This window comes from Dietzia cercidiphylli (assembly GCF_039531545.1).
Classification (GTDB): domain Bacteria; phylum Actinomycetota; class Actinomycetes; order Mycobacteriales; family Mycobacteriaceae; genus Dietzia; species Dietzia natronolimnaea.
This window is the reverse complement of the sequence record NZ_BAAAQG010000007.1, coordinates 247291-268286: the sequence shown is the minus strand read 5'-3', so window position 1 is coordinate 268286 and position 20996 is coordinate 247291. Positions and strand designations below refer to the sequence as shown.

22 protein-coding genes and 1 tRNA gene are annotated in these 20996 nt (G+C 70.1%); 8 read left to right on the top strand and 15 right to left on the bottom strand.

Annotated features, from left to right (window positions below):
- The first annotated feature begins 23 nt into the window (after positions 1-23).
- From ABD250_RS07575 to ABD250_RS07565, 3 genes are all read left to right on the top strand, one after another.
- A complete protein-coding gene (locus tag ABD250_RS07575) occupies positions 24-851 on the top strand; it encodes a DUF1538 domain-containing protein (RefSeq protein WP_311201590.1) in 828 nt (275 codons plus the stop codon).
- Positions 848-1198 carry a P-II family nitrogen regulator gene (locus ABD250_RS07570; RefSeq protein WP_182658964.1) on the top strand — a complete coding sequence of 117 codons (351 nt, stop codon included), beginning with the start codon at positions 848-850 and terminating at the stop codon, positions 1196-1198. The genes ABD250_RS07575 and ABD250_RS07570 overlap by 4 nt, the downstream gene beginning before the upstream one ends.
- Positions 1199-1260: 62 nt before the next feature.
- Positions 1261-1650: a CBS domain-containing protein gene (locus tag ABD250_RS07565; RefSeq protein ID WP_182643873.1), complete on the top strand. Its 390-nt coding sequence runs from the start codon at positions 1261-1263 to the stop codon at positions 1648-1650.
- 17 nt (positions 1651-1667) lie between these two features.
- Here ABD250_RS07565 and ABD250_RS07560 read toward each other — a convergent pair.
- Positions 1668-1749: transfer RNA gene (locus ABD250_RS07560), tRNA-Leu, on the bottom strand.
- A gap of 58 nt (positions 1750-1807) precedes the next feature.
- On the opposite strand from ABD250_RS07560, the gene ABD250_RS07555 reads away from it, so the two are divergent.
- Both ABD250_RS07555 and ABD250_RS07550 read left to right on the top strand, forming a co-directional pair.
- Positions 1808-2344, top strand: a complete 537-nt coding sequence (locus tag ABD250_RS07555) for a hypothetical protein (protein ID WP_182658963.1) — start codon at positions 1808-1810, stop codon at positions 2342-2344.
- Positions 2341-2715 (top strand): DUF3817 domain-containing protein, encoded by a 375-nt coding sequence (locus ABD250_RS07550; protein WP_344391558.1) that lies wholly within the window; start codon positions 2341-2343, stop codon positions 2713-2715. The genes ABD250_RS07555 and ABD250_RS07550 overlap by 4 nt, the downstream gene beginning before the upstream one ends.
- 37 nt (positions 2716-2752) lie before the next feature.
- Here the strand turns inward: ABD250_RS07550 and ABD250_RS07545 are convergent, their stop codons facing one another.
- The 7 genes from ABD250_RS07545 to clpS all read right to left on the bottom strand — a co-directional run bounded on the left by ABD250_RS07545 (position 2753) and on the right by clpS (position 7548).
- Positions 2753-3415, bottom strand: coding sequence for a non-canonical purine NTP pyrophosphatase (locus ABD250_RS07545; protein WP_344391556.1), 663 nt, complete (start codon positions 3413-3415; stop codon positions 2753-2755).
- Positions 3412-4203, bottom strand: a complete 792-nt coding sequence (gene rph / locus ABD250_RS07540) for a ribonuclease PH (protein ID WP_259845019.1) — start codon at positions 4201-4203, stop codon at positions 3412-3414. The genes ABD250_RS07545 and rph overlap by 4 nt, the downstream gene beginning before the upstream one ends.
- A 67-nt stretch (positions 4204-4270) precedes the next feature.
- Positions 4271-5050, bottom strand: coding sequence for an MBL fold metallo-hydrolase (locus ABD250_RS07535; protein WP_182659542.1), 780 nt, complete (start codon positions 5048-5050; stop codon positions 4271-4273).
- Positions 5051-5132: 82 nt separating this feature from the next.
- Positions 5133-5948 carry a glutamate racemase gene (gene murI, locus ABD250_RS07530; RefSeq protein WP_179524845.1) on the bottom strand — a complete coding sequence of 272 codons (816 nt, stop codon included), beginning with the start codon at positions 5946-5948 and terminating at the stop codon, positions 5133-5135.
- Positions 5945-6628, bottom strand: a complete 684-nt coding sequence (locus tag ABD250_RS07525) for a rhomboid family intramembrane serine protease (protein ID WP_179524844.1) — start codon at positions 6626-6628, stop codon at positions 5945-5947. The genes murI and ABD250_RS07525 overlap by 4 nt, the downstream gene beginning before the upstream one ends.
- 10 nt (positions 6629-6638) lie before the next feature.
- Positions 6639-7250: a DUF2017 domain-containing protein gene (locus ABD250_RS07520; protein ID WP_179524843.1), complete on the bottom strand. Its 612-nt coding sequence runs from the start codon at positions 7248-7250 to the stop codon at positions 6639-6641.
- 4 nt (positions 7251-7254) lie between these two features.
- Positions 7255-7548, bottom strand: coding sequence for an ATP-dependent Clp protease adapter ClpS (clpS, locus tag ABD250_RS07515; RefSeq protein ID WP_370650897.1), 294 nt, complete (start codon positions 7546-7548; stop codon positions 7255-7257).
- A 104-nt stretch (positions 7549-7652) separates the two neighbouring features.
- Here clpS and ABD250_RS07510 point away from each other — a divergent pair, with 104 nt between their 5' ends.
- Positions 7653-9005 (top strand): nicotinate phosphoribosyltransferase, encoded by a 1353-nt coding sequence (locus ABD250_RS07510; RefSeq protein ID WP_182657986.1) that lies wholly within the window; start codon positions 7653-7655, stop codon positions 9003-9005.
- Between the two features lie 36 nt (positions 9006-9041).
- Complete coding sequence (locus tag ABD250_RS07505) at positions 9042-11150, top strand: ATP-dependent DNA helicase (RefSeq protein WP_182657987.1); 2109 nt, start codon at positions 9042-9044, stop codon at positions 11148-11150.
- A gap of 260 nt (positions 11151-11410) precedes the next feature.
- Here ABD250_RS07505 and ABD250_RS07500 read toward each other — a convergent pair whose 3' ends face one another.
- From ABD250_RS07500 to ctaD, 3 genes are all read right to left on the bottom strand, one after another.
- Complete coding sequence (locus tag ABD250_RS07500) at positions 11411-12223, bottom strand: aminoacyl-tRNA hydrolase (protein WP_259845009.1); 813 nt, start codon at positions 12221-12223, stop codon at positions 11411-11413.
- Complete coding sequence (gene serB, locus ABD250_RS07495) at positions 12220-13449, bottom strand: phosphoserine phosphatase SerB (RefSeq protein ID WP_182657689.1); 1230 nt, start codon at positions 13447-13449, stop codon at positions 12220-12222. The genes ABD250_RS07500 and serB overlap by 4 nt, the downstream gene beginning before the upstream one ends.
- 142 nt (positions 13450-13591) lie before the next feature.
- Entirely contained in the window at positions 13592-15352 is a 1761-nt protein-coding gene (gene ctaD, locus ABD250_RS07490; protein WP_107748506.1) for an aa3-type cytochrome oxidase subunit I, read from the bottom strand.
- A 331-nt stretch (positions 15353-15683) separates the two neighbouring features.
- On the opposite strand from ctaD, the gene ABD250_RS07485 reads away from it, so the two are divergent.
- Positions 15684-16745 carry a TroA family protein gene (locus ABD250_RS07485; protein ID WP_338404113.1) on the top strand — a complete coding sequence of 354 codons (1062 nt, stop codon included), beginning with the start codon at positions 15684-15686 and terminating at the stop codon, positions 16743-16745.
- A gap of 103 nt (positions 16746-16848) precedes the next feature.
- On the opposite strand, the gene nrdF is transcribed toward ABD250_RS07485, so the two are convergent.
- The 4 genes from nrdF to nrdH form a co-directional block, all read right to left on the bottom strand.
- Positions 16849-17865, bottom strand: coding sequence for a class 1b ribonucleoside-diphosphate reductase subunit beta (nrdF, locus tag ABD250_RS07480; RefSeq protein ID WP_182609498.1), 1017 nt, complete (start codon positions 17863-17865; stop codon positions 16849-16851).
- A gap of 55 nt (positions 17866-17920) precedes the next feature.
- Positions 17921-20002 carry a class 1b ribonucleoside-diphosphate reductase subunit alpha gene (nrdE, locus tag ABD250_RS07475; RefSeq protein ID WP_241730439.1) on the bottom strand — a complete coding sequence of 694 codons (2082 nt, stop codon included), beginning with the start codon at positions 20000-20002 and terminating at the stop codon, positions 17921-17923.
- A gap of 68 nt (positions 20003-20070) precedes the next feature.
- A complete protein-coding gene (nrdI, locus tag ABD250_RS07470; protein WP_182657691.1) occupies positions 20071-20517 on the bottom strand; it encodes a class Ib ribonucleoside-diphosphate reductase assembly flavoprotein NrdI in 447 nt (148 codons plus the stop codon).
- A gap of 44 nt (positions 20518-20561) precedes the next feature.
- Positions 20562-20792 (bottom strand): glutaredoxin-like protein NrdH, encoded by a 231-nt coding sequence (nrdH, locus tag ABD250_RS07465; RefSeq protein ID WP_277817551.1) that lies wholly within the window; start codon positions 20790-20792, stop codon positions 20562-20564.
- Positions 20793-20996: the final 204 nt, after the last annotated feature.

The window sequence follows — 20996 nt, the reverse complement described above, 5'->3', positions numbered from 1 at the left end:
TCGGCCTGGTCGCGCTGTGTGTGATGGTCCCGATGATCGGGGTGCAGCTCTACGGGATGTGGGTCTACACCTTCGGCGGTGGCGGCGGTACGCCCACCACGGGGTCTGACCAGGGCTCCACCCCGCTCTGGCTGGAGCACGTGGTGGGCCTGGCTGAGATGGTCCGCGACGTGGCGCCCATGGTGATCGTCGTCCTGTTCTTCCAGTACGTCGCGCTGCGCCGCAAGCTGTCCCACCCGCTGCGCGTGGCCGTCGGGTTCGTCATGGTCCTGGTGGGGCTCTACGCCTTCGTGGTGGGCCTGACGATGGGGCTCTTCCCGCTGGGCACGCAGATGGCCGAGCAGCTCATCGACCGCGGCGTGCCGGCGCTGATCCTGCTGTTCGCCCTGCTCATCGGGTTCGCCACCACCATGGCCGAGCCGGCCCTGGTGGCCATCGCCGACCAGGCCGAGAACGTCTCGCCGGCCGGGATCAACGCCACCGCCATCCGCCTGGTCGTGGCCACGGGGGTGGCGGTCGGAATCGCGCTGGGGGTGTACCGCATCCTGTCCGGCGGGCCGCTGCACTACTTCATCATGGTCTCCTACGCCGTGGTCATCGTCCTGGTTGTCCTGGCCCCGAAGTACATCGTCGCCCTGGTCTTCGACCTCGGCGGGGTCACCACATCCGAGGTCACCGTGCCGCTGGTCACCGCCCTGGGCATCGGACTGGCCAGCGCCATCGACGGCCGCAGCGCGCTGCTCGACGGCTTCGGCCTCATCGCCTCCGCCTCGATCTTCCCGATCATCTCCGTCCTGCTCTATGCCATCGCCCTCGAGAGAATCCCCCGCCTGCGGAAGGAATCGTCATGAAATTCACGGCTGTCGTAGTGATCGCCCCCCCGGAGCTGGAGGACACCGCCATCGAGGTCGCGCAACGAGCCGGGGCGACCGGGGTGACGATCCTGGAGGGCAAGGGCATCGGCGCGCAGCAGAAGAAGACCTTCTTCGGCCTGACCTTCGAGGGCTCCCAGTCAGTGCTGCTCATGGTCGTGGGCACCCACCTGGCCACCCCGATCCTCAAATCCCTGCACGAGATCCTGGTCGACGGGGACAACTCCCACGGCATCGCCTTCAACGTCCCCATCGAGCACCTCACGGGGATAGACCCGCGGCAACTGGTGACGTTCGAGGAATACATGCGCCGGGAGAACACCTGAGCCACGCCCACCCGCTCCCCCGCGCGCGCCCCATACCGCCCGTACAACCCAGGAGGACCCCCATGCTCACCGTCCAACAGGTCATGGTGCCCGAGGTGATCACCATCTCCCCCTACGCCACCCTGCGCGAGGCGCTGTCGATGATGCGCTCCCATCGGGTCAAGAGCCTCGTGGTGGACCGCCAGCACCCCCACGATGCCTACGGTCTGCTCAGCTACAACGAGCTGCTGCGCGCCATCGTCGTCGAGGAGGGCGACGTGGACCTGCTCAACGTCTACGACGCCGCCGTCAAGCCCGCCATCTCCGTGGGAGAGGACCTGTCGGTGAACCAGGCCGCGGCCATGATGAGCCGGTTCCACCTCAACCGCCTGGTCGTGGTCCGCGGCAACGACCTCATCGGCCTGCTCACGATGAACGACATCCTCGCCCGGCTGATCGATGAGCTCGACTGAACCGCGATCTGTGACGGTGCGCCCGGGGAGACTTGAACTCCCACGTCCGTAGACACTGGAACCTAAATCCAGCGCGTCTGCCAATTCCGCCACGGGCGCCCGCCCGGGGGTGCCGGGCGAGGTGAGCTTACCGCGCCGTCGGCGGTATCGTGGAGGGGTGTCCGACACCCTGAGCAACCGCACGGTCGGAGGCGACCCCGCCTCCGGCCCGCCGGTCTCGACCAAGGTCAGGCACCGCCCCTCGTGGATCGCGTTCGTCGTCCTGGGCTCGATCTTCTGCCTGGGGATGGGGTTCTGGCAGCTCGCCCGCTACCAGGAGGCCACGGGGACGGTGCAGAACCTCGGCTACACCTTCATGTGGCCGTTCCTGGCGGGGTTCCTGGTCTACGCGTACCTGAAGTACGTCCGACTGGAGGCCGACGAGGCCGAGTCGGCCCTCCCAGCCGCCGGTGCCGACGGGGACGAGGGTGACGACGACGAGGTCGACGGCCACCCCGACGCTCCGCCCCTGCGCCGGGGTTCGCGCAGGCAGGAGATCGTCACGGAGATCCCCGCGGACCTTCTGCCCCGGCGTCCCGCCGCGGAGGCCCGGACCGGAGATGAGGCTCTGGACGCCTACAACTCATACCTCGCCGAGCTGGCCCGTCAGGACGCGGCCGCCGGCGACCGTCACCAGGAGAGACACACCACATGACCGTCGCAGCCACCCCGGAGACCGACGACCGCAAGCCGGATCCCGACGGCAAGGTCCGCGGGGCGCTCGCCCGGTACCGCGTCCTGGCCTGGATCACCGGCGTCTGGCTGCTGGTCCTCACCGTCGAGATGATCTACAAGTACCTGATCCTGGACAACTCCTCGGACGCTCCCGACTGGTTCACCTACATCGGACAGGCCCACGGTGTCTTCTACATCTTCTACCTGTTCATGACCCTCGACCTGGCGATCAAGGCCCGGTGGCCCGCCTCCCGCACCCTGCTGACCGCCCTGGCCGGGACGGTCCCGTTCCTGTCGTTCTGGTTCGAGCACAAGCGGACCCGGGACGTCCGAGCCGAATACGCGATCTGAGCCGGCGCCGATCTGAACCGGCGCCGATCCGAGCCGGTCAGTCCGTCCGGCTGCGCTCGGCGAGCTCCCGGAGCGCCGGCACGAGCGCCCGCAGGGCCCGGCCGCGGTGGGAGTCGGCGTCCTTCTCCCCCGGTGTGAGTTCCGCCGCGGAGCGGTCCGACCCCTCGGGCAGGAACAGCGGGTCGTAGCCGAACCCGCCCTCGCCGCGCGGATCCCGGAGCACGTGTCCGGCCCACCGCCCCTCCGCGACCCGCTCGACCGGATTCTCCGTCGACGTTTCCGGGTCCACCGCCGGGTCAGCCGCCGAGTACACCAGGGCGCAGCTGGAGAAGAAGGCCGCGCCACGGCGGTCGTCGGGCACATCAGACAGCTGCCCCACCAGGAGCGCGTTGTTGGCCGCGTCGTCGCCGTGACGGCCCGCCCAGCGCGCGGAGAGCACGCCCGGCATCCCGTTCAGCGCGTCCACGGCCAGCCCGGAGTCGTCGGCCAGGCACGCCAGGCCCGTCGCCCTCCACCCGGATCTCGCCTTGATCAGAGCGTTGTCCTCGAACGTCGCGCCGTCCTCCGGCTCCTCGGGGAACTCCGGCACCTCGTCCAGGCCGACCGGCTCGATGCCGACGATCCCCTCGGACTCCAGCACGCGGCGCAGCTCGGCGAGCTTCTTGGCGTTCCGGCTCGCGACCAGCAGTCGCACGGTCACGGCTGGCGCCCCGCGGTCCGGGCGGCCGGAGGCGCGGGCAGCTCACCCGGGTAGGGGGCGGCGAGGGCCTCGCGCTGCAACTCGAACAGCTTGTCGCAGCCGGCCTGCGCGGAGTCGAGCATCGCATCGAGGGTGTCCCGCCCGAACGCGGCGCCCTCGGCCGTCCCCTGGACCTCGACGAGCTGCCCGGCGTCGGTGCAGACGACGTTCATATCCACCCCGGCGCGCGAGTCCTCCTCGTAGGGCAGGTCGCACAGGACCCGCCCGTCCACCACGCCGACGCTCACGGCCGCCACCGCGGACGTGAGCGGGTTGCCGGTGACGGCACCCTTCGCCTTGAGCCAGGTCACCGCGTCCGCGAGCGCGACGTAGGCCCCGGTGATGGCGGCCGTCCGGGTACCGCCGTCGGCCTGCAGGACGTCGCAGTCCAGGGCGATGGTGTTCTCCCCCAGCGCGGACAGGTCGATGCACGCGCGCAGCGACCGGCCGACCAGCCGGCTGATCTCGTGGGTGCGGCCACCCACCTTGCCCCGCACCGACTCGCGCCCCGAGCGCTCGTGGGTGGCGGCGGGGAGCATCGCGTACTCCGCGGTCAGCCAGCCCAGGCCCGACCCCTTGCGCCAGCGCGGCACGCCCTCGGTCACACTCGCCGTGCACATCACGCGGGTCTGTCCGAAGGTCACGAGAACCGAGCCCGCCGGGTGCGAGGTGAAACCCCGCGTGATGGTCACGTCGCGGAGGTCGCCGTCCGCGCGTCCGTCTGCTCTGCCGTCAGTAGATGAGGTCACGCCCGCCGATACTAGCGGCCGGCACCCGGAGACCGGGCCTCGGACACCGGGCCCCGGAACCCGACGCTCAGACCTCGAGCCTGAGATCAGGCTCCGCCAACAGGACCTCGCCGTCGAACTGCGCGGCGGCCTCGGCGCGCACGGCCTCGCGGTCCGTCCACGGGGGGATGTGGGTCAGCACCAGACGGCCCACCCCGGCCAGTCGGGCGGTCCGGCCGGCCTCGGCACCGGACATGTGGATCCCCGGCGGGCGGCCCTCCTCGTGGGTCCACGAGGCCTCGCAGAGGAACACGTGGGCGCCGGCCGCGAGTTCGACCAGCGAGTCGCAGTAGGCGGTGTCACCGCTGTAGGCCAGGACGCGACCGGACTCCGACGTCAGGCGCATCCCGTAGGACTCCGGCGGGTGATCCACCCGGTCGGCCCGCACGCGCAGGCCCACCTCGCCGTCGTCGCCCGTCATCTCCACGTCGGGCGTCACATCCCACGACCCCACCTCGAAGGTGTCCGACAGGTCGTCCACCGCCCCCGGTTCCTCCGCCGAGGCGACCCCGATCCGGTACGCGGTCCCGGACGGCCCGATGAGCGGCACCCGGACCGCGCGCTCGGCCTCCGGACCGTAGCGCCGCAACACCAACAGGCCCGGGACGTCCAGGCAGTGATCGGCGTGGAGATGGGACAACAGGATCATGGCGTCCTCCGGCGCGATGTACCGCTGCAGAGCCCCCAACACCCCCGGCCCCATGTCGATCACGACCGGGGCGACCCCCTCGACCTCCACCAGATACCCGGACGCCGGCGAGGTGGGTCCGCCGATACTCCCCGAGCAACCCAGGACAGTCAGAAACATGGGCACCATCGTGCCACGGCCGGCGCGAGGTCGCCCGGAGTGTGCCCCGGCGGGCGACCCGGAACCGGTCCGCGGGTAGGGATCACACCGCACCCGCGAGGCCGACCGACACGAGACCGGGTCCGAGGAACCGGGACGCCACCCTTCGGAAGCTGTCCGGGTCACCGGTCACGAGGTACTCCCGCGTCGCCGGATCCGCCGCGTCGTGGGGGCGCAGCAGGTCCGCGGCGGTGAGCACGCGCAGCACGTCCTTGGCGGTCTCCTCGGCGCTGGAGACCAGCGTGACGTGATCGCCCACCGCGAGCTGGACCACCCCGGACAGCAGGGGGTAGTGGGTGCACCCCAGGACCAGGGTGTCCACGTCCGCGTCCCGGATCGGCGCGAGGTACGCCTCCGCCAGACCCAGGACCTGCCGACCGCTGGTGATCCCGCGCTCCACGAACTCGACGAACTTCGGGCACGCCACCGAGGTCAGGTGGACCCCGGCCGCCGCGGCCACGGCGTCGTCGTAGGCCAGCGACGCGACCGTGGCGCGCGTGGCGATCACCCCGATGCGGCCCGAGCGCGTGGTGGCCACCGCCCGCCTGGCCGCCGGCTGGATCACCTCCACCACCGGTACCGGGTAGCGCTCGCGCGCGTCCCGCAGCATCGCCGCCGAGGCGGTGTTGCACGCGATCACCAGAGCCTTGACCCCGCGGTCGACGAGGGAGTCCGCGACCGCCAGGGCGTGCTCGCGGACCCGGGCCAGGGGCAGCGGCCCGTACGGACCGTTGGCCGTGTCCCCCACGTAGATCAGCGACTCGTCGGGGAGCTGGTCCATGATCGCCCGGGCCACGGTGAGTCCACCCGCCCCCGAGTCGAACACCCCGACCGGGGCCAGTGGATCGGGAGACGTCACCTCGGCGAGCCGGCGTTCCGCCGCTGCCCGGCGGTGACCGCCTGTGGCGTCCGGTCGCGTTTGAGTCCGTACGCCGAGAGGACCCCGCCGATGGCCCCGCCGAGGTGACCCTGCCAGGACACGCCGTCCAGCATCGGGGACAGTCCCGCGAGCGCCTCGAACCCGTAGTAGAAGCCGATGACCAGACCGACGACCAGGTGCAGGAACCGGCGGGAGAACAGACCCCGGACGATCACGTAGAAGATGTAGCCGAACACGATGCCGGACGCCCCGATGTGGACGGTCCCGGTGCCGCCCAGGACCCACGACACGACACCCGAGGCCAGCCACGAGATGAGCGTGACGCTGATCAGGGGCCGGATCCCGGACATCGCGATGATCGATCCCAGGACGAGCAGGGCGATCGAGTTGCCGATCAGGTGCGCCCAGTCCCCGTGGAGGAAGGGTTGGAAGATGATGCCGGGGAGCCCGTCGGTCGAGAGCGGACGCACCCCGTAGCCGTCGAGCCCCTGCGGGGGCCCGATGGTGGCCTGGATGACCTGGTCGGCCGCCTCGACCACCCACATCAGTGCGACGAAGGCGAAGAGCAGGATCAGTGCCGGCCAGCGGCGTGGCCCCTGAGGGACGGGCCGGGCGGTCTGGACGCCCCCCGCCCGGAACGTGCGTGGATCTGGATTCACCGTGTTCTCCTCACTTCCCGGTCAGAGCGGTGCACAGGGAGTCCTGCATGAAGGTCAACCAGTGGTAGACGTCCAGGTGCGCCGACCTCGGGTCGTCCTCCGCGACGAACTCGGGGATGTCGGTGGCCGGGACGCCGTCCACCGCCCCGGCCTCGAGCAGCAACGCGCCCAGGCCGAGCCTGACGTCGTTGAGACACCCCATCCAGGCCTGTGCCTGCTCGGGGCTGAGCGAGACCGTCCCCCCACGCGCCGGGAGGGACCTGAGGACCGTCGACGCCGCGGCGAGCTTGACGTCGATGATCTCCGGCTCGTGGATCATGCGCATGCCCGAGTTGTGTGCGCGGGCGACCGCGGCGGCGTCCGCGTCGGATCCCCCACCCGGCTCGGGCCGGTGGAAGTCGGGGAGCAGGCGGGCGAGCGGGGCCTCGACGGGGAGCTCGGAGTGGCCGCTGCGCATCCCGGTGATCTCTGCCAACTCGTCCCTCGGCGCGGAGTCGCGCCGCTGCTCGAGCATGTCGACGATGTTGGACACCAGGGCGTGGAGGATCTGCACCTCGTGACCCTCCATGACCGCCTTGACCCGGGGGCCGGTGAGGGAGGACTTGCGCTGCCAGGCCTTCACGGGCTCAGACCTCCCGCTGCATGGTGGCCCACAGTCCGGCCTCCTGCAGCTTCCGGACGTCGTTCTCCACCTTGTCCCGGCTCCCGGACGAGACCACCGCGCGGCCGTCGTTGTGGACCTTGAGCATGAGCTCGTGCGCCTTCTCCCTGCTGTAGCCGAAGACCCGCTGGAACACGAAGGTCACGTAGCTCATCAGGTTGACCGGGTCGTCCCACACCACGGTGAGCCAGGGACTGTCCACCCCGGCGTCGAGCTCGGTGTCCGTGGCTTCCACGGGCGCGGCCGACGGCATCGCCATCACGGGGACGACGCTCCGGTCGTCCGCGATCTGTGTGGTCACGGTGTGCATACGGCCAAGGATACGGATTACCGCCGGGTCGGCCACGCCGTAGAGTCAGCCGGGTGACCGCGACCGCGCCGACGCGCGCCCCTCACCCGCCGGGCCGTCCGTCCAGCGCACTGCTCACGGACAAGTACGAGCTCACGATGATCCGGGCCGCACTGGCCGACGGGACCGCCGACCGCCCCTGTGTGTTCGAGGTGTTCGCCCGACGGCTCCCGGCGGGTCGCCGGTACGGCGTCGTCGGCGGCACGGGCCGACTCCTGGAGCGGCTCCGGGACTTCCGCTTCGGCGAGGAGGAGCTCGCGGTGGTGGCCGACTCCCTCGACGAGCGGACCCTCGGGTGGTTGCGGGATTTCCGGTTCACCGGCCACATCGACGGGTACCCCGAGGGGGAACTGTTCTTCCCGGGATCCCCGGTGCTGAGCATCCGGGGCGGGTTCGCCGAGTGCGTGCTGCTCGAGACCCTGGTCCTGTCCGTGCTCAACCACGACAGCGCGATCGCCTCCGCCGCCGCGCGCATGACCGCGGCGGCGGACGGCCGACCGATCATCGAGATGGGGTCGCGCCGCACCCACGAGGAGGCCGCGGTGGCGGCGGCCCGCGCGGCGTACCTCACGGGGTTCGCGTCCACCTCCAACGTCGAGGCGACCCGGCGGCACGGGGTCCCCTCCGCCGGCACGTCCGCGCACGCGTTCACCCTGCTGCACACCGGACCGGACGGCCCGGACGAGGCGTCCGCCTTCCGATCCCAGGTGGCCACCCTCGGTGTGGACACCACCCTGCTGGTGGACACGTACGACATCACCCGCGGCGTGGCCACGGCGATCGAGGTGGCCGGGCCCGGGCTGGGGGGCGTCCGGATCGACTCGGGCGACCTCGGGATGCTCGCCCGCCAGGTCCGTGTCCAGCTGGACTCCCTGGGCGCCCACCGGACCCGGATCGTGGTCTCCGGAGATCTCGACGAGTACGCGATCGCGGCCCTGCGGGCCGAACCCGTCGACGCGTACGGGGTGGGAACCCGGCTGGTGACCGGCTCCGGCGCCCCCACCGCCGGGATGGTCTACAAGCTCGTCGAGGTGGACGGCATACCGGTGGCCAAGCGGTCCGCACACAAGGAGTCCCTGCCGGGTGCCAAGCGCGCGGTCCGGCTGCACCGGCGTTCGGGCACCGCGGTCGAGGAGGTGCTCCTGCCGTGGGCGGGTTCCCTGCCGGCCGACCCGGGTCTGGAGCAGCGGGACCTGATGGTCCCCCTCATGCGCGACGGCGACACCGCGGCCGACCTGCCGACCCTGGCCGAGTCGCGGGCGCTCCACGAGTCCGCGATGGTGACCCTGCCGTGGGAGGGTCTGGCCCTGAGCGAGGGCGAGCCGGCGGTCCCCGTGCGGGTGGTGCCGCCCGGACCCCGGCGCTGATCCGCCCGCCTCCGACGCAGCCGATAGGGTGACCGGGTGACCGACTCGCTCCCGACCGTCTCCGACCTGCTCGCCACCGCGGTCGAGAGCCTGGGCGGCAGCGAGCGCGCGGGCCAGGTCCGTATGGCCGAGGCGGTGGGCAACGCCCTGTCCACCGGCGAGCACCTCGCGGTCCAGGCCGGCACGGGCACCGGCAAATCGCTGGCCTACCTGGTGCCGTCACTGCGGCACGCCGTGACGACCGGGGGGACGGTGGTGGTCTCCACCGCCACGATCGCGTTGCAGAACCAGCTGGTGGACCGCGACCTCCCCCGGCTGGCCGCCGCTCTCAAGCCGCAGCTCGGCATGACGCCCTCACACGCGATCCTCAAGGGCCGCGGGAACTACCTGTGCCTGCACCGCGTCTCGTCAGGCCCGGTCGACGAGGCCGATCCCGACGAGGTGGTGTCGGAGGAGCTGTTCGACCTCCCGATCGGTGGCGAATCCACCGCTGCCCGCACCCCACGCGAGACCTCCCCGCGCGACTCCGGGCCCGGGTCGCGACTCGGCCAGGAGATCGCCCGGCTGCACGACTGGGCGCAGGACACCGAGACCGGCGACCGCGACGACCTGCCCCGCGGGGTGTCCGACGCGGCGTGGCGCCAGGTGTCGGTGACCAGCCGCGAGTGCCTCGGGCAGTTGTGCCCCGAGTTCTCCGAGTGTTTCGCCGAACGGGCACGGCAGGAGGCGGGTCGGGCGGACGTGGTGGTGACCAACCACGCCCTGCTCGCGATCGACGCCATGACCGACGTCTCCATCCTCCCCGAGCACGACGCGGTGGTGATCGACGAGGCCCACGAGCTCTCCGACCGGGTGACCGGCGTGACGACGGCGGAGCTCACCGGTGCCGCCGTGATCCAGGCGGCCCGCCGCGCGGCCAAGCTCGTGGATCAGCAGACCGCCGATCGCATGGTGGCGGCGGGCGAGGGTCTGGCGAGTCTGCTCGAGCTGTGTCCCGAGGGGCGGTGGGACCTCCTGCCCGAGGGCGCCGACCTCGCGCTGGCCGCGGTCCGGCACACCGCCGAGAACTGCCGGAGCGCCGTTCCCGGCCCCAAGCCCGGAGAGGTCGCGAACGATCCCCAGGGCGCCTCCGACCGGCAGAAGACCCTCGCGGCACTCGACGAGGTCGCCGATGCGGCCGACCGAATGCTGTCCTCGTACGAGCGCCCGGTGACCGAGCGTCTGGAGATCGTGTGGATGAGCGAGGAGGACCGCCGCGGCCGGATCCTGCGCGTCGCCCCGCTGTCCGTGGCCGGGCTGCTCCGGGCGCGGTTGTTCGCCGAATCCACCGTGATCCTCACCTCGGCCACGCTCACGACCGGCGGGAGGTTCGACGGCCTGGCGGCCACCTGGGGGTTGCCGCCGGCATCGTCCTCCCGCCCCGACCCCGCGACCGCCGTCGCCCTGGAACCACCCTCGGACGACGACGCCGGCAGTCTCCGCTGGACCGGGCTGGACGCCGGGTCGCCCTTCGACTACCGCCGCAACGGCATCCTCTACGTGGCCTCGCATCTCCCGGCGCCGGGCCGGGAGGGCGCCTCCCCCGAGGCGGGTGACGAGCTGGTCGACCTCGTCACCGCTGCCGGCGGACGCACCCTCGGGCTCTTCTCCTCGATGCGCGGGGCCAAGGCCGCGGCGGAACTGCTGCGCGAACGACTCGACACCCCGGTGCTGTGCCAGGGCGAGGACTCGACCGCCAACCTGGTGGCGCAGTTCGCGGCGGACGAGGAGACCACGCTGGTGGGCACCCTCTCGTTGTGGCAGGGCGTCGACGTTCCCGGGCGGTCGCTCTCGCTCGTGGTGATCGATCGCATCCCCTTCCCGCGGCCGGACGACCCCCTGCTCTCGGCGCGTCAGCGCGCGGTCGGGGCCCGCGGTGGCAACGGCTTCCTCGCCGTCGCCGGCAACCACGCCGCGCTACTCCTCGCCCAGGGGGTCGGGAGGCTCCTGCGCCGTACCGACGACCGGGGCGTCGTGGCGGTCCTCGACTCCCGGTTGGCGACCGCTCGCTACGGCGGCTATCTCCGGGCCTCTCTGCCACCGTTCTGGCAGACCACCGACCGGGACGTGGTGATCGGCGCCCTCGAGCGGCTCCGCGGCGCCTGAGACCGCGGTCCGGCTCCCCCAGCCGCGCGCCCCGTTTCCCCCACCCGCGCGCGCAGCCGCTCCAGCGCCTGCTCCCCCAGCCGCGCGCAGCCGCTCCAGCGCCTGCTCCCCCAGCCGCAGCCGCTCGCGGCGATGTACCCTCGCCTGCCCCATTGCTCACGCCGCCGTGCATGCCAAGGAGCGGCTGTGGGAGCATTCCGTCGGCTCCGGTGGGTGTATTCCGTCGGCTCCGGTGGGTGGATTCCGCCCGGCTGCGGGTGTCAGCGCTCGTCGACGGCGATGACCGTCAGCGAGCCCGGCGCGACCTCCGTGTACCCGGCGTCGACCACGGCGGCCACTCCCGGGGCACGGGCGGACACGGCCGCCGAGAGGTCGCGCCACCGGGCGGGGTCCGCCTCACGGACGGCCACCGGGAGCCCGCCGTCGATCCATCGCTCGAGCCGGTCGCGGTCCATCTCCGCGATCAGCACCATCACGCCGTGACCGACCTGGGCGGCGGCCTTCCCCACGGACATCTCCAGCGCCCTGTCGACCCACACCACCGGCACACCCGGCGGCGGAGGGCCGGGATCGTCACGCTCGAGGTCGGTACCCCCGATCTGCAGACGGCCGAGTCGCGGGTCCACCTCGTCGACCGGGCCGGGGACGAACGCCCGGGCCGCGCACCCGTCCACCTCGCGGGTCACACCGTCGACCTCGAGAGCGGTACGCCACTGGGCGCCTCGCGCCCGCCGCGCGATCTTGCGCATCCGGGCGTCCAACCACGCGCCGTAGGCCTCGTGCCACCGCCCACCCGGCGCGACACGCTCGTCCAGGCACAGCGCGGCGACGGCGCCCGCGACGGCCTCGAGCAGCGGGGTCCGTCCGGGGAGGTCCGCCTTGGGCAGGTGCAGCACGATCGGCATGGAGCGGACGGTGCCGCGGTCATCCGGGTCCTCGGTCCCGGCCGACCCGGCGCGGAGTCGGGCGTGGCACCAGTCGAGCGCGGCACCGGTCGCAGGATCTCCCGCCGGTGGTGCGTCGGTCGGTGGCTCCTCGGGACGCGGCCCCTCGACCTGTGGTCCCTCGGTCACACGAGCGGGACGCGGCGGTAGGTGCCGGCGGCGGTGTCGGCCGCCTCGATCTCGTCGCGCGTGATGCCGAGGACGAACAGGACGGTGTCGAGGAACGGCTTGGACAGCGACGCGTCGGCCACCTCGCGGAGGGCGGGCTTGGCGCAGAACGCGATCCCCAGCCCCGCAGCGGTGAGCATGTCGATGTCGTTCGCCCCGTCACCCACCGCGACGGTCTGGCTCAACGAGATGCCGAGCTCCTCGGCGAACTCGCGCAGGTAGTCGGCTTTGGCCTCACGGTCCACCACCTCGCCGATGACGCGGCCGGTGAGCACGCCGTCCTCGATCTCGAGCGTGTTGGCCCGCGCGAAGTCGAGACCCAGCTCCTCGGCGAGGCCGGCGATCACCTGGATGAACCCGCCCGACACCACTCCGCAGCGGATGCCGAGACGCTTGAGCGTGCGGATCGTCGTCCGCGCACCCGGGGTCAGAACGATGCTGGCCGCGACCTCGTCGAGGACGGTGGCCGGCAGTCCGGCCAGGGTCGCCACGCGCTCGTGGAGGGACTGGGCGAAGTCCAGCTCCCCCCGCATCGCGCGCTCGGTCACCGCGCGGACCTCGGCCTCCCTGCCCGCGTGGGCGGCGAGCATCTCGATGACCTCACCCTGGACCAGGGTGGAGTCCACGTCGAACACCACCAGACGCTTGGACCGGCGGCCCAGCCCGGCGCCGTCCACCGAGATGTCGACGCCGTGCGCGTCCGACAGGGGCGCCATCGCCTCGCGCAACCTGGCGTCGTCGGCGGCGTCACGACCGGCGGTCGAGACGTGCAGCTCCAGACCTGTCACCGGGTAGTCGGCGATCCCCCGGATGGTGTCGATGTTCGCACCGATCGACGCGAGCGAACCCGCCACCGCGGAGAACGCCGACGCGGTGACCGGACTGCCGAGGATCACCACCGCGTGGGTGGACGGCGGGGTCGCGGGCGCGATGTCGTCGAACTGGACCTCCAGCTGCATCCCCAGATCGTGGACCTGGTCGGTGAGCTCGCGGACCACGGCCACGACGTCCGCGTCGGCTTCCACCCGGACCATGAGCCCCAGGGAGAGGTGGCCGTTGACCACGACCTGCTCGACGTCCACCAGGTCGGCGTGGTGGGAGGCGAGGACCGCCATGATCCTCGCTGTCACACCTGGCCGGTCGGGTCCGGTGACGGTGAGTAGTGCCGGGGTGCCGGGGGTGCTCACGTGTGCTCCTGACGAGTGTTCGTGCTGGTGACTGGGGGTGATGGGCAGGAAGGGCTGACACGCGCCGAACCCCGCCGGAGGACGAGCCTACCGACGGGGTTCAGCGGGGACCGACGCCCGTGGGTGAGTACGGGCGGGTGGGTCAGCCTCTCTGCGGTGACGAGCCGCGCTCGGCCACGTCCTTGACCGCAGCCGGGTCCTGGGCCGCGGCCCGGCCCCCGACGTGGGCCTCCGCACGCATGCGCTCGCTCATGTGCGGGTAGTGCAGTTCGAACGCCGGCCGCTCGGAGCGGATCCGGGGCAGGGTCACGAAGTTGTGACGCGGCGGCGGGCACGAAGTGGCCCACTCGAGCGAGTTGCCCGCACCCCACGGGTCGTCGACCGTGACGATCTCACCGTAGCGCCAGCTCTTGATGACGTTCCAGATGAACGGCAGCATCGCGATCCCGAGGATGAACGAGCCGATGGTGGAGATCTGGTTGAGCACCGTGAAGTTGTCCGTCGCCAGGTAGTCAGCGTAGCGACGGGCCATTCCCTGGTTGCCCAGCCAGTGCTGCACGAGGAACGTGGTGTGGAAGCCGATGAACATCAGCCAGAAGTGCCACTTGCCCAACCTCTCGTCGAGCATCCGGCCCGTCATCTTGGGGAACCAGAAGTACACGCCGGCGAACGTGGCGAACACGATCGTGCCGAACAGCGTGTAGTGGAAGTGGGCGACGATGAAGTACGTGTCCGAGATGTGGAAGTCGATCGGCGCCGCAGCCATCATGACGCCCGTCAGACCACCGAAGAGGAAGGTCACGATGAAGCCGAGCGCGAAGATCATCGGCGTCTCGAACGTCATCTTCCCGCGCCACATGGTGCCGATCCAGTTGAAGAACTTCACACCCGTGGGAACGGCGATGAGGAACGTCATGAAGGAGAAGAACGGCAGGAGCACGGCGCCCGTGACGAACATGTGGTGCGCCCAGACCGCCATGGACAGCGCGGCGATCGCGAGGGTCGCGAAGACCAGACCGGCGTACCCGAAGAGGGGCTTGCGCGAGAAGACCGGGAACACCTCGGAGACGATGCCGAAGAACGGCAGCGCGAGGACGTACACCTCGGGGTGACCGAAGAACCAGAACAGGTGCTGCCACAGGATGGCGCCACCGTTGCCCGGGTCGTAGATGCGGCCACCGAACTGACGGTCGTAGAAGACGCCGAGGGCCGCGGCGGTGAGCAGCGGGAAGATCAGCAGGATCAGGACCGAGGCCACCAGGATGTTCCACGTGAAGATCGGCATCCGGAACATGGTCATGCCCGGCGCGCGCAGGCAGATGATCGTGGTGACGAAGTTGACGGCGCCGAGAATGGAACCGATACCGCCGATGCCGACGCCGAGGATCCACAGGTCCGCGCCGACGGCCGGCGAGTGGATCTTGTCGGCCAACGGCATGTACATCGTCCAGCCGAACGCCGCTGCACCACCGGGGGTGATGAAGCCGGACAGCATGATGATGCCGCCCGCCGTGAACAGCCAGTAGCCCAGGGCGTTCAACCGCGGGAAGGCGACGTCGGGGGCACCGATCTGCAGCGGCATGATGTAGTTCGCGAAGCCGATCACGATCGGCGTTCCGTACAGCAGCAGCATGACCGTGCCGTGCATCGTGAACAGCTGGTTGAACTGCTCGTTGGACAGGAACTGCATGCCCGGGACGAAGAGCTCCGCCCGGATGAGCAGGGCCATGAGCCCGCCGATGAAGAAGAAGACGAAACAGGTGACGATGTACATCAGGCCGAGCAGCTTGTGATCGGTCGTCGTCATCATCTTCCACACGAACGAACCCGGCCGGGCGGTGCCCGTGGGTACGCCCGGCGGATGGTCGAGATCGTCGACCGGCTTGGGGGCCACTGCGGTCATAAGGGTCCTCCTGAACGCCTCACCCGACGCCGCGGGTCGAACCACCGACCCCACGTCGAACGCAAAGGAATAGTGCGTGAGGGCAATCCTAACCCTCCGCTGAGAGCGTCCACCACTCACCCCGCCGAACTCGCCGGGGCGGGTCAGCTGCGGGAATCCGGCCCCGCCACGACACGCCCGAGATGACGCTCGGACCCGCCTCGACCTCCACTTCGACTGCGCCCGCGACCCATCTCCTAGGCTCTCCCCCATGACCGATCTCGCGCCGAGCCGTCACCGCCCTCGCGGACGGGGGTATCCTTCCACCCCCGTACGGGTCACGGTGGGCGTCGTGGGCCCGCTCGTCGTCGGCCTCGTGCTCGCCGGGTGCGGGCCGTCCCCCGTCGACATGGTCGAGCACCCCGTCACCACGACCCCCTCACGGATGGCCGGCGAGGAGCTCCAGCGCTCCGCCGAACCGGAGGAGTCGTGTTCGCCCGTACCGGCGCCGGCCGAGTTCGCCGGCAACGGCGTCAGGCGGGTCGAGTCCGTGGACCCGGCCGACGCGACGGTCGAGGTCCCCCGGTCGCCGGAACGGATCCTGGCGCTCGGGGCCGGGGCCGTGGACGTCGCGTGCGGCCTGGGGCTGCAGGACCTCGTCGTCGGGACCTCCGGTCTGCCCCGCGACGCCGACGTCTACCTCCCCACGCCCCTCGTGGGACTGCCCGACCTCGCGATCACCGGCGACTCGGGCGCGGAGGAGGCCGCGGCCGCGGCCCGTGAACTCGACCCCGACCTCATCGTGTTGGCGGACTCACCCGATCCCGACCCGTCCGTGGTGCGGGCGTTGGCGGAGGTCGCCCCGACGGTCGTGTACGACGCGCGGGCTCTGAACTGGACCGAGAGCACCGAGGCGATCGCCGACGCCTACGGGCGACCGCGTGCCGGCGGGGATCTCCTGCTGGACGTGATCGACCGGGCCCGGTTCACCGCCGACGCCACCACCCCGAGCGACACCTGGGTCTCGCTCGTCTCCGTCTCCGACGCCGACGGCGTCGCGGTCCAGCGGCCGGACACACTCGGGAGCCTCATGCTCGAGGCGGTCGGTGCCGGCCGACCCCCGGCGCAGCGCACGCGGGACGGCCAGCGGATCGAACCCGCCCCAGAGTCTCCTCCCGTGGGCGATGAACTCGACGGTGACGTGATCTTCGCCGTGGTGGGCGGCGGTGACGGTTCGGAGCAGTCCGCGCGGGAGGCCTTCGCCACCGAGCGGTGGACGGACCTCGACGCGGTGGGCGCCCGCCGCATGTTCGTCGTGGACCGGGCCGTGTGGGAGGGATCCGGCCCGGTGGCCGCGCGCGCGGTCCTCGACGACATCCGGAGTTCCATCAACGGGATCGCCCCGGACGGGTAGCCGGGGAGCCGGCCGAGCCGACAGGACGACCCGGCGCACCTGCCGGACGACCTCACCCCGGCACCTGATCGGGTGCCGGGGTGAGGTGGTGACGACGGTCGGGTCAGAAGTCCCAGTCCTCGTCCTCCGTGGCGACGGCCTTGCCCATGACGTAGGAGCTGCCGGAACCCGAGAAGAAGTCGTGGTTCTCGTCGGCGTTCGGGCTGAGCGCCGAGAGGATCGCGGGGTCGACGTTGGTCTCGTCCTTGGGGAACATCCCCTCGTATCCGAGGTTCATCAGCGCCTTGTTGGCGTTGTAGCGCAGGAACTTCTTGACATCCTCGGTCCACCCCACCGTGTCGTAGAGGTCCTCGGTGTAGTCCGCCTCGTTGTCGTACAACTCGAAGAGCAACTCGAAGGTGTAATCCTTCAACTCGTCGCGCTCGGCCTGCCCGATCTGCTCGAGGGCACGCTGGTACTTGTATCCGATGTAGTAGCCGTGCACGGCCTCGTCCCGGATGATGAGCCGGATGATGTCCGCCGTGTTGGTGAGCTTGGCCCGCGAGGACCAGCGCATGGGCAGGTAGAAGCCCGAGTAGAAGAGGAACGACTCGAGGAGGGTCGAGGCGATCTTGCGCTTGAGGGGATCCTCCCCGGAGTAGTACCCGAGGATGATGTGCGCCTTGCGCTGCAGGAAGGTGTTCTCCTCCGCCCAGCGGAAGGCGTCGTCGACCTGCGGAGTGGAGCAGAGCGTCGAGAAGATGGTGGAGTAGCTCTTGGCGTGGACCGACTCCATGAACGCGATGTTGGTGAGCACCGCCTCCTCGTGGGGGGTCGACGCGTCGGGGATCATGCTCACCGCGCCGACCGTCCCCTGGAGGGTGTCCAGCAGCGTCAGGCCGGTGAAGACCCGGGTGGTGAGCTGTTGCTCCGAGTCCGTCAGGGTCTGCCACGACGGGATGTCGTTGGACACCGGGACCTTCTCAGGCAACCAGAAGTTACTGGTGAGCCGACCCCAGACCTGATCGTCGACCTCGTCCGTGACGCGGTTCCAGTTGATCGCCGACACCCGGTCGACGAGCCGGGGGGCGACCCCGGCGGCGGGGCTGTGGGATCCCGGAGCGTGCAGCTCGGCGGTCATCGGATCTCCTCGTGATGGCGGGGGCGGTTCGGGGCGCAGGCCTGAGGCCCGGGGGTCAGAGCATGCACGAGACGCAGCCCTCGACCTCGGTGCCCTCGAGCGCGAGCTGGCGCACGCGGATGTAGTACAGGGTCTTGATCCCCTTGCGCCACGCGTAGATCTGGGCGCGGTTCACGTCGCGGGTGCTGGCCGTGTCCTTGAAGAACAGGGTCAGCGAGAGGCCCTGGTCCACGTGCTGGGTGGCCGCCGCGTACGTGTCGATGATCTTCTCGTACCCGATCTCGTACGCGTCCTGGTAGTAGTCCAGGTTGTCGTTGGTCAGGTAGGGCGCCGGGTAGTAGACGCGACCGATCTTGCCCTCCTTGCGGATTTCGATCCGGGACGCGACAGGGTGGATCGACGAGGTCGAGTTGTTGATGTAGCTGATCGACCCGGTGGGCGGCACGGCCTGCAGGTTCTGGTTGTAGATGCCGTACTGCTGCACCTCGGCCTTGAGTGCGCGCCAGTCGTCCTGGGTGGGCACCGCGACGCCCGCCTCGGTGAACAGCTGGCGCACCCGCTCGGTGGCCGGCTCCCACGCCCGGTCCGTGTACTTGTCGAAGAACTCGCCGGACGCGTACGTGGACTCCGGGAACCCGGCGAACCACGTCCCCCGCTCCCGCGCGAGGAGGTTCGACGACCGGACCGCGTGGTAGAGCACCGTGTAGAAGTAGATGTTCGTGAAGTCCACGCCCTCGGAGGACCCGTAGTGGATCCGCTCGCGGGCGAGGTAGCCGTGGAGGTTCATCTGTCCCAGGCCGATCGCGTGGGACTCGGCGTTGCCCCGCTCGATCGACGGGACCGAGTCGATGTGGGTCTGGTCGGACACCGCGGTCAGGCCCCGGATCGCCGTCTCGATGGTCCGGCCGAAGTCCGGCGAGTCCATGGCCTTGGCGATGTTGAGGGAGCCGAGGTTGCAGGAGATGTCCTTGCCCACGTGCGAGTAGGTGAGGTCCTCGTTGTACGTCGACGGCGTGGAGACCTGGAGGATCTCCGAGCACAGGTTCGAGTGCGTGATCTTGCCGGCGATCGGGTTGGCCCGGTTCACCGTGTCCTCGTACATGATGTACGGGTAGCCGGACTCGAACTGCAGCTCGGCGAGGGTCTGGAAGAAGTGCCGCGCGTTGATCTTGGTCTTCTTGATCCGGCTGTCCTCGACCATCTCGGTGTAGTGCTCCGTGATGTCGACGTCCGCGAAAGGCTTGCCGTAGATCCGCTCGACGTCGTACGGAGAGAACAGGTACATGTCGTCGTTGCGCTTGGCCAGTTCGAACGTGATGTCCGGGATCACCACGCCCAGCGACAGGGTCTTGATGCGGATCTTCTCGTCCGCGTTCTCCCGCTTGGTGTCGAGGAACTTGAAGATGTCCGGGTGGTGCGCGTGCAGGTACACCGCTCCGGCACCCTGGCGGGCACCGAGCTGGTTGGCGTAGGAGAAGGAGTCCTCCAGCAGCTTCATCACGGGGATGACGCCGGAGGACTGGTTCTCGATGTGCTTGATCGGGGCGCCGTGCTCGCGGAGGTTCGACAGCAGCAGTGCCACCCCGCCACCGCGCTTGGACAGCTGCAACGCGGAGTTGATGTTGCGGCCGATGGACTCCATGTTGTCCTCGATACGCAGCAGGAAGCAGGAGACGGGCTCGCCGCGCTGCTTCTTGCCCGAGTTCAGGAACGTGGGGGTGGCCGGCTGGAAGCGACCGTCGATGATCTCGTCGACCAGGCGGCGGGCGAGGTCCTCGTCGCCGTCCGCGAGCGTGAGGGCGACCATGCAGACGCGATCCTCGTAGCGCTCGAGGTAGCGCTTCCCGTCGAAGGTCTTGAGCGTGTACGAGGTGTAGTACTTGAACGCGCCGAGGAACGTGGGGAAGCGGAACTTCTTGGCGTAGGCGTGGTCGAACAGCTCGCGCACGTAGTTACGCGTGTACCGGTCGAGCACCTCCCGCTCGTAGTAGTTCTTGTCGACCAGGTAGTCCAGCTTCTCGTCCAGGTTGTGGAAGAAGACCGTGTTCTGGTTGACGTGCTGGAGGAAGTACTCCCGCGCGGCCTCACGGTCCTTGTCGAACTGGATCCTGCCGTCCGCGTCGTAGAGGTTGAGCATGGCGTTGAGCGCGTGGTAATCCAGGCGCTGCCCCTCGCCCGCCTCGCCGGCGATGGTGCCTTCGGGGGTCACGGTCGGTGCTGCCAAAACTCTTCCAATCCCTCGCGGACGCGGATGACGTCCTCGTGTGTGCCCATCAGTTCGAACCGGTAGAGGTACGGGACCTCGAGCTTCCGGGCGATCACGTCGCCGGAGGCCGCATAGTCCGAACCGAAGTTGGTGTTGCCGGCGGCGATCACGCCCCGGCAGAGGCTTCTGTTGTGCGCGTTGTTCAGGAACGCGACCACCTGTCGTGGGACCGACGCCCCGGTCCTGCCCGTGACCTCGAGGCACCCCCCGTACGTCGGGACGATCAGAACATACGGGTCCGACACGATCGGCACCGCGTCGGTCCTCCGCGTGGGTATGCGCAGCGCCGGGAGCCCCAGACGGTCGACGAACCGCTTGGTGTTCTCGGAGACGTTGGAGAAGTAGACGATCCTCACCGGCTCGGTGGCCGGCAGCGGAGCCGCCATGACTGCCCCCTTCGGATCACATGTGTCCCGGGTCCGCCCCGGGGTCAGGCCGCGACGGTGACGAGGGCCTTGATCCGGTCCGGCCGGAAACCGGACCAGTGGTCGGAACCGGACACCACGACGGGAGCCTGGAGGTATCCGAGGGCCATCACGTACTCACGCGCGTCGTCGTCGACGGAGATGTCGACCACCCGGTACTCGACGCCCTGCTTGTCGAGCGCCTTGTAGGTGGCGTTGCACTGGACGCAGGCGGGCTTGGTGTAGACGGTGACCATCAGTCGTGGACCTCTTTCGGCACGGGCGCCGGGGAGGCGCGGAGGGGATCTTCTCGGACGGTCATCGGTTCCGGCGCTTCCGCCCGGCCTGTGGATAACCGCGGTGTCTGTCAGGGTTCACAGCCCGAATGCCACAAGTGGTATTCCTCGGGGGCCGCAACACTCTAGACACTACCCCTAGTGTCCGACGAGTCAATCGACCAC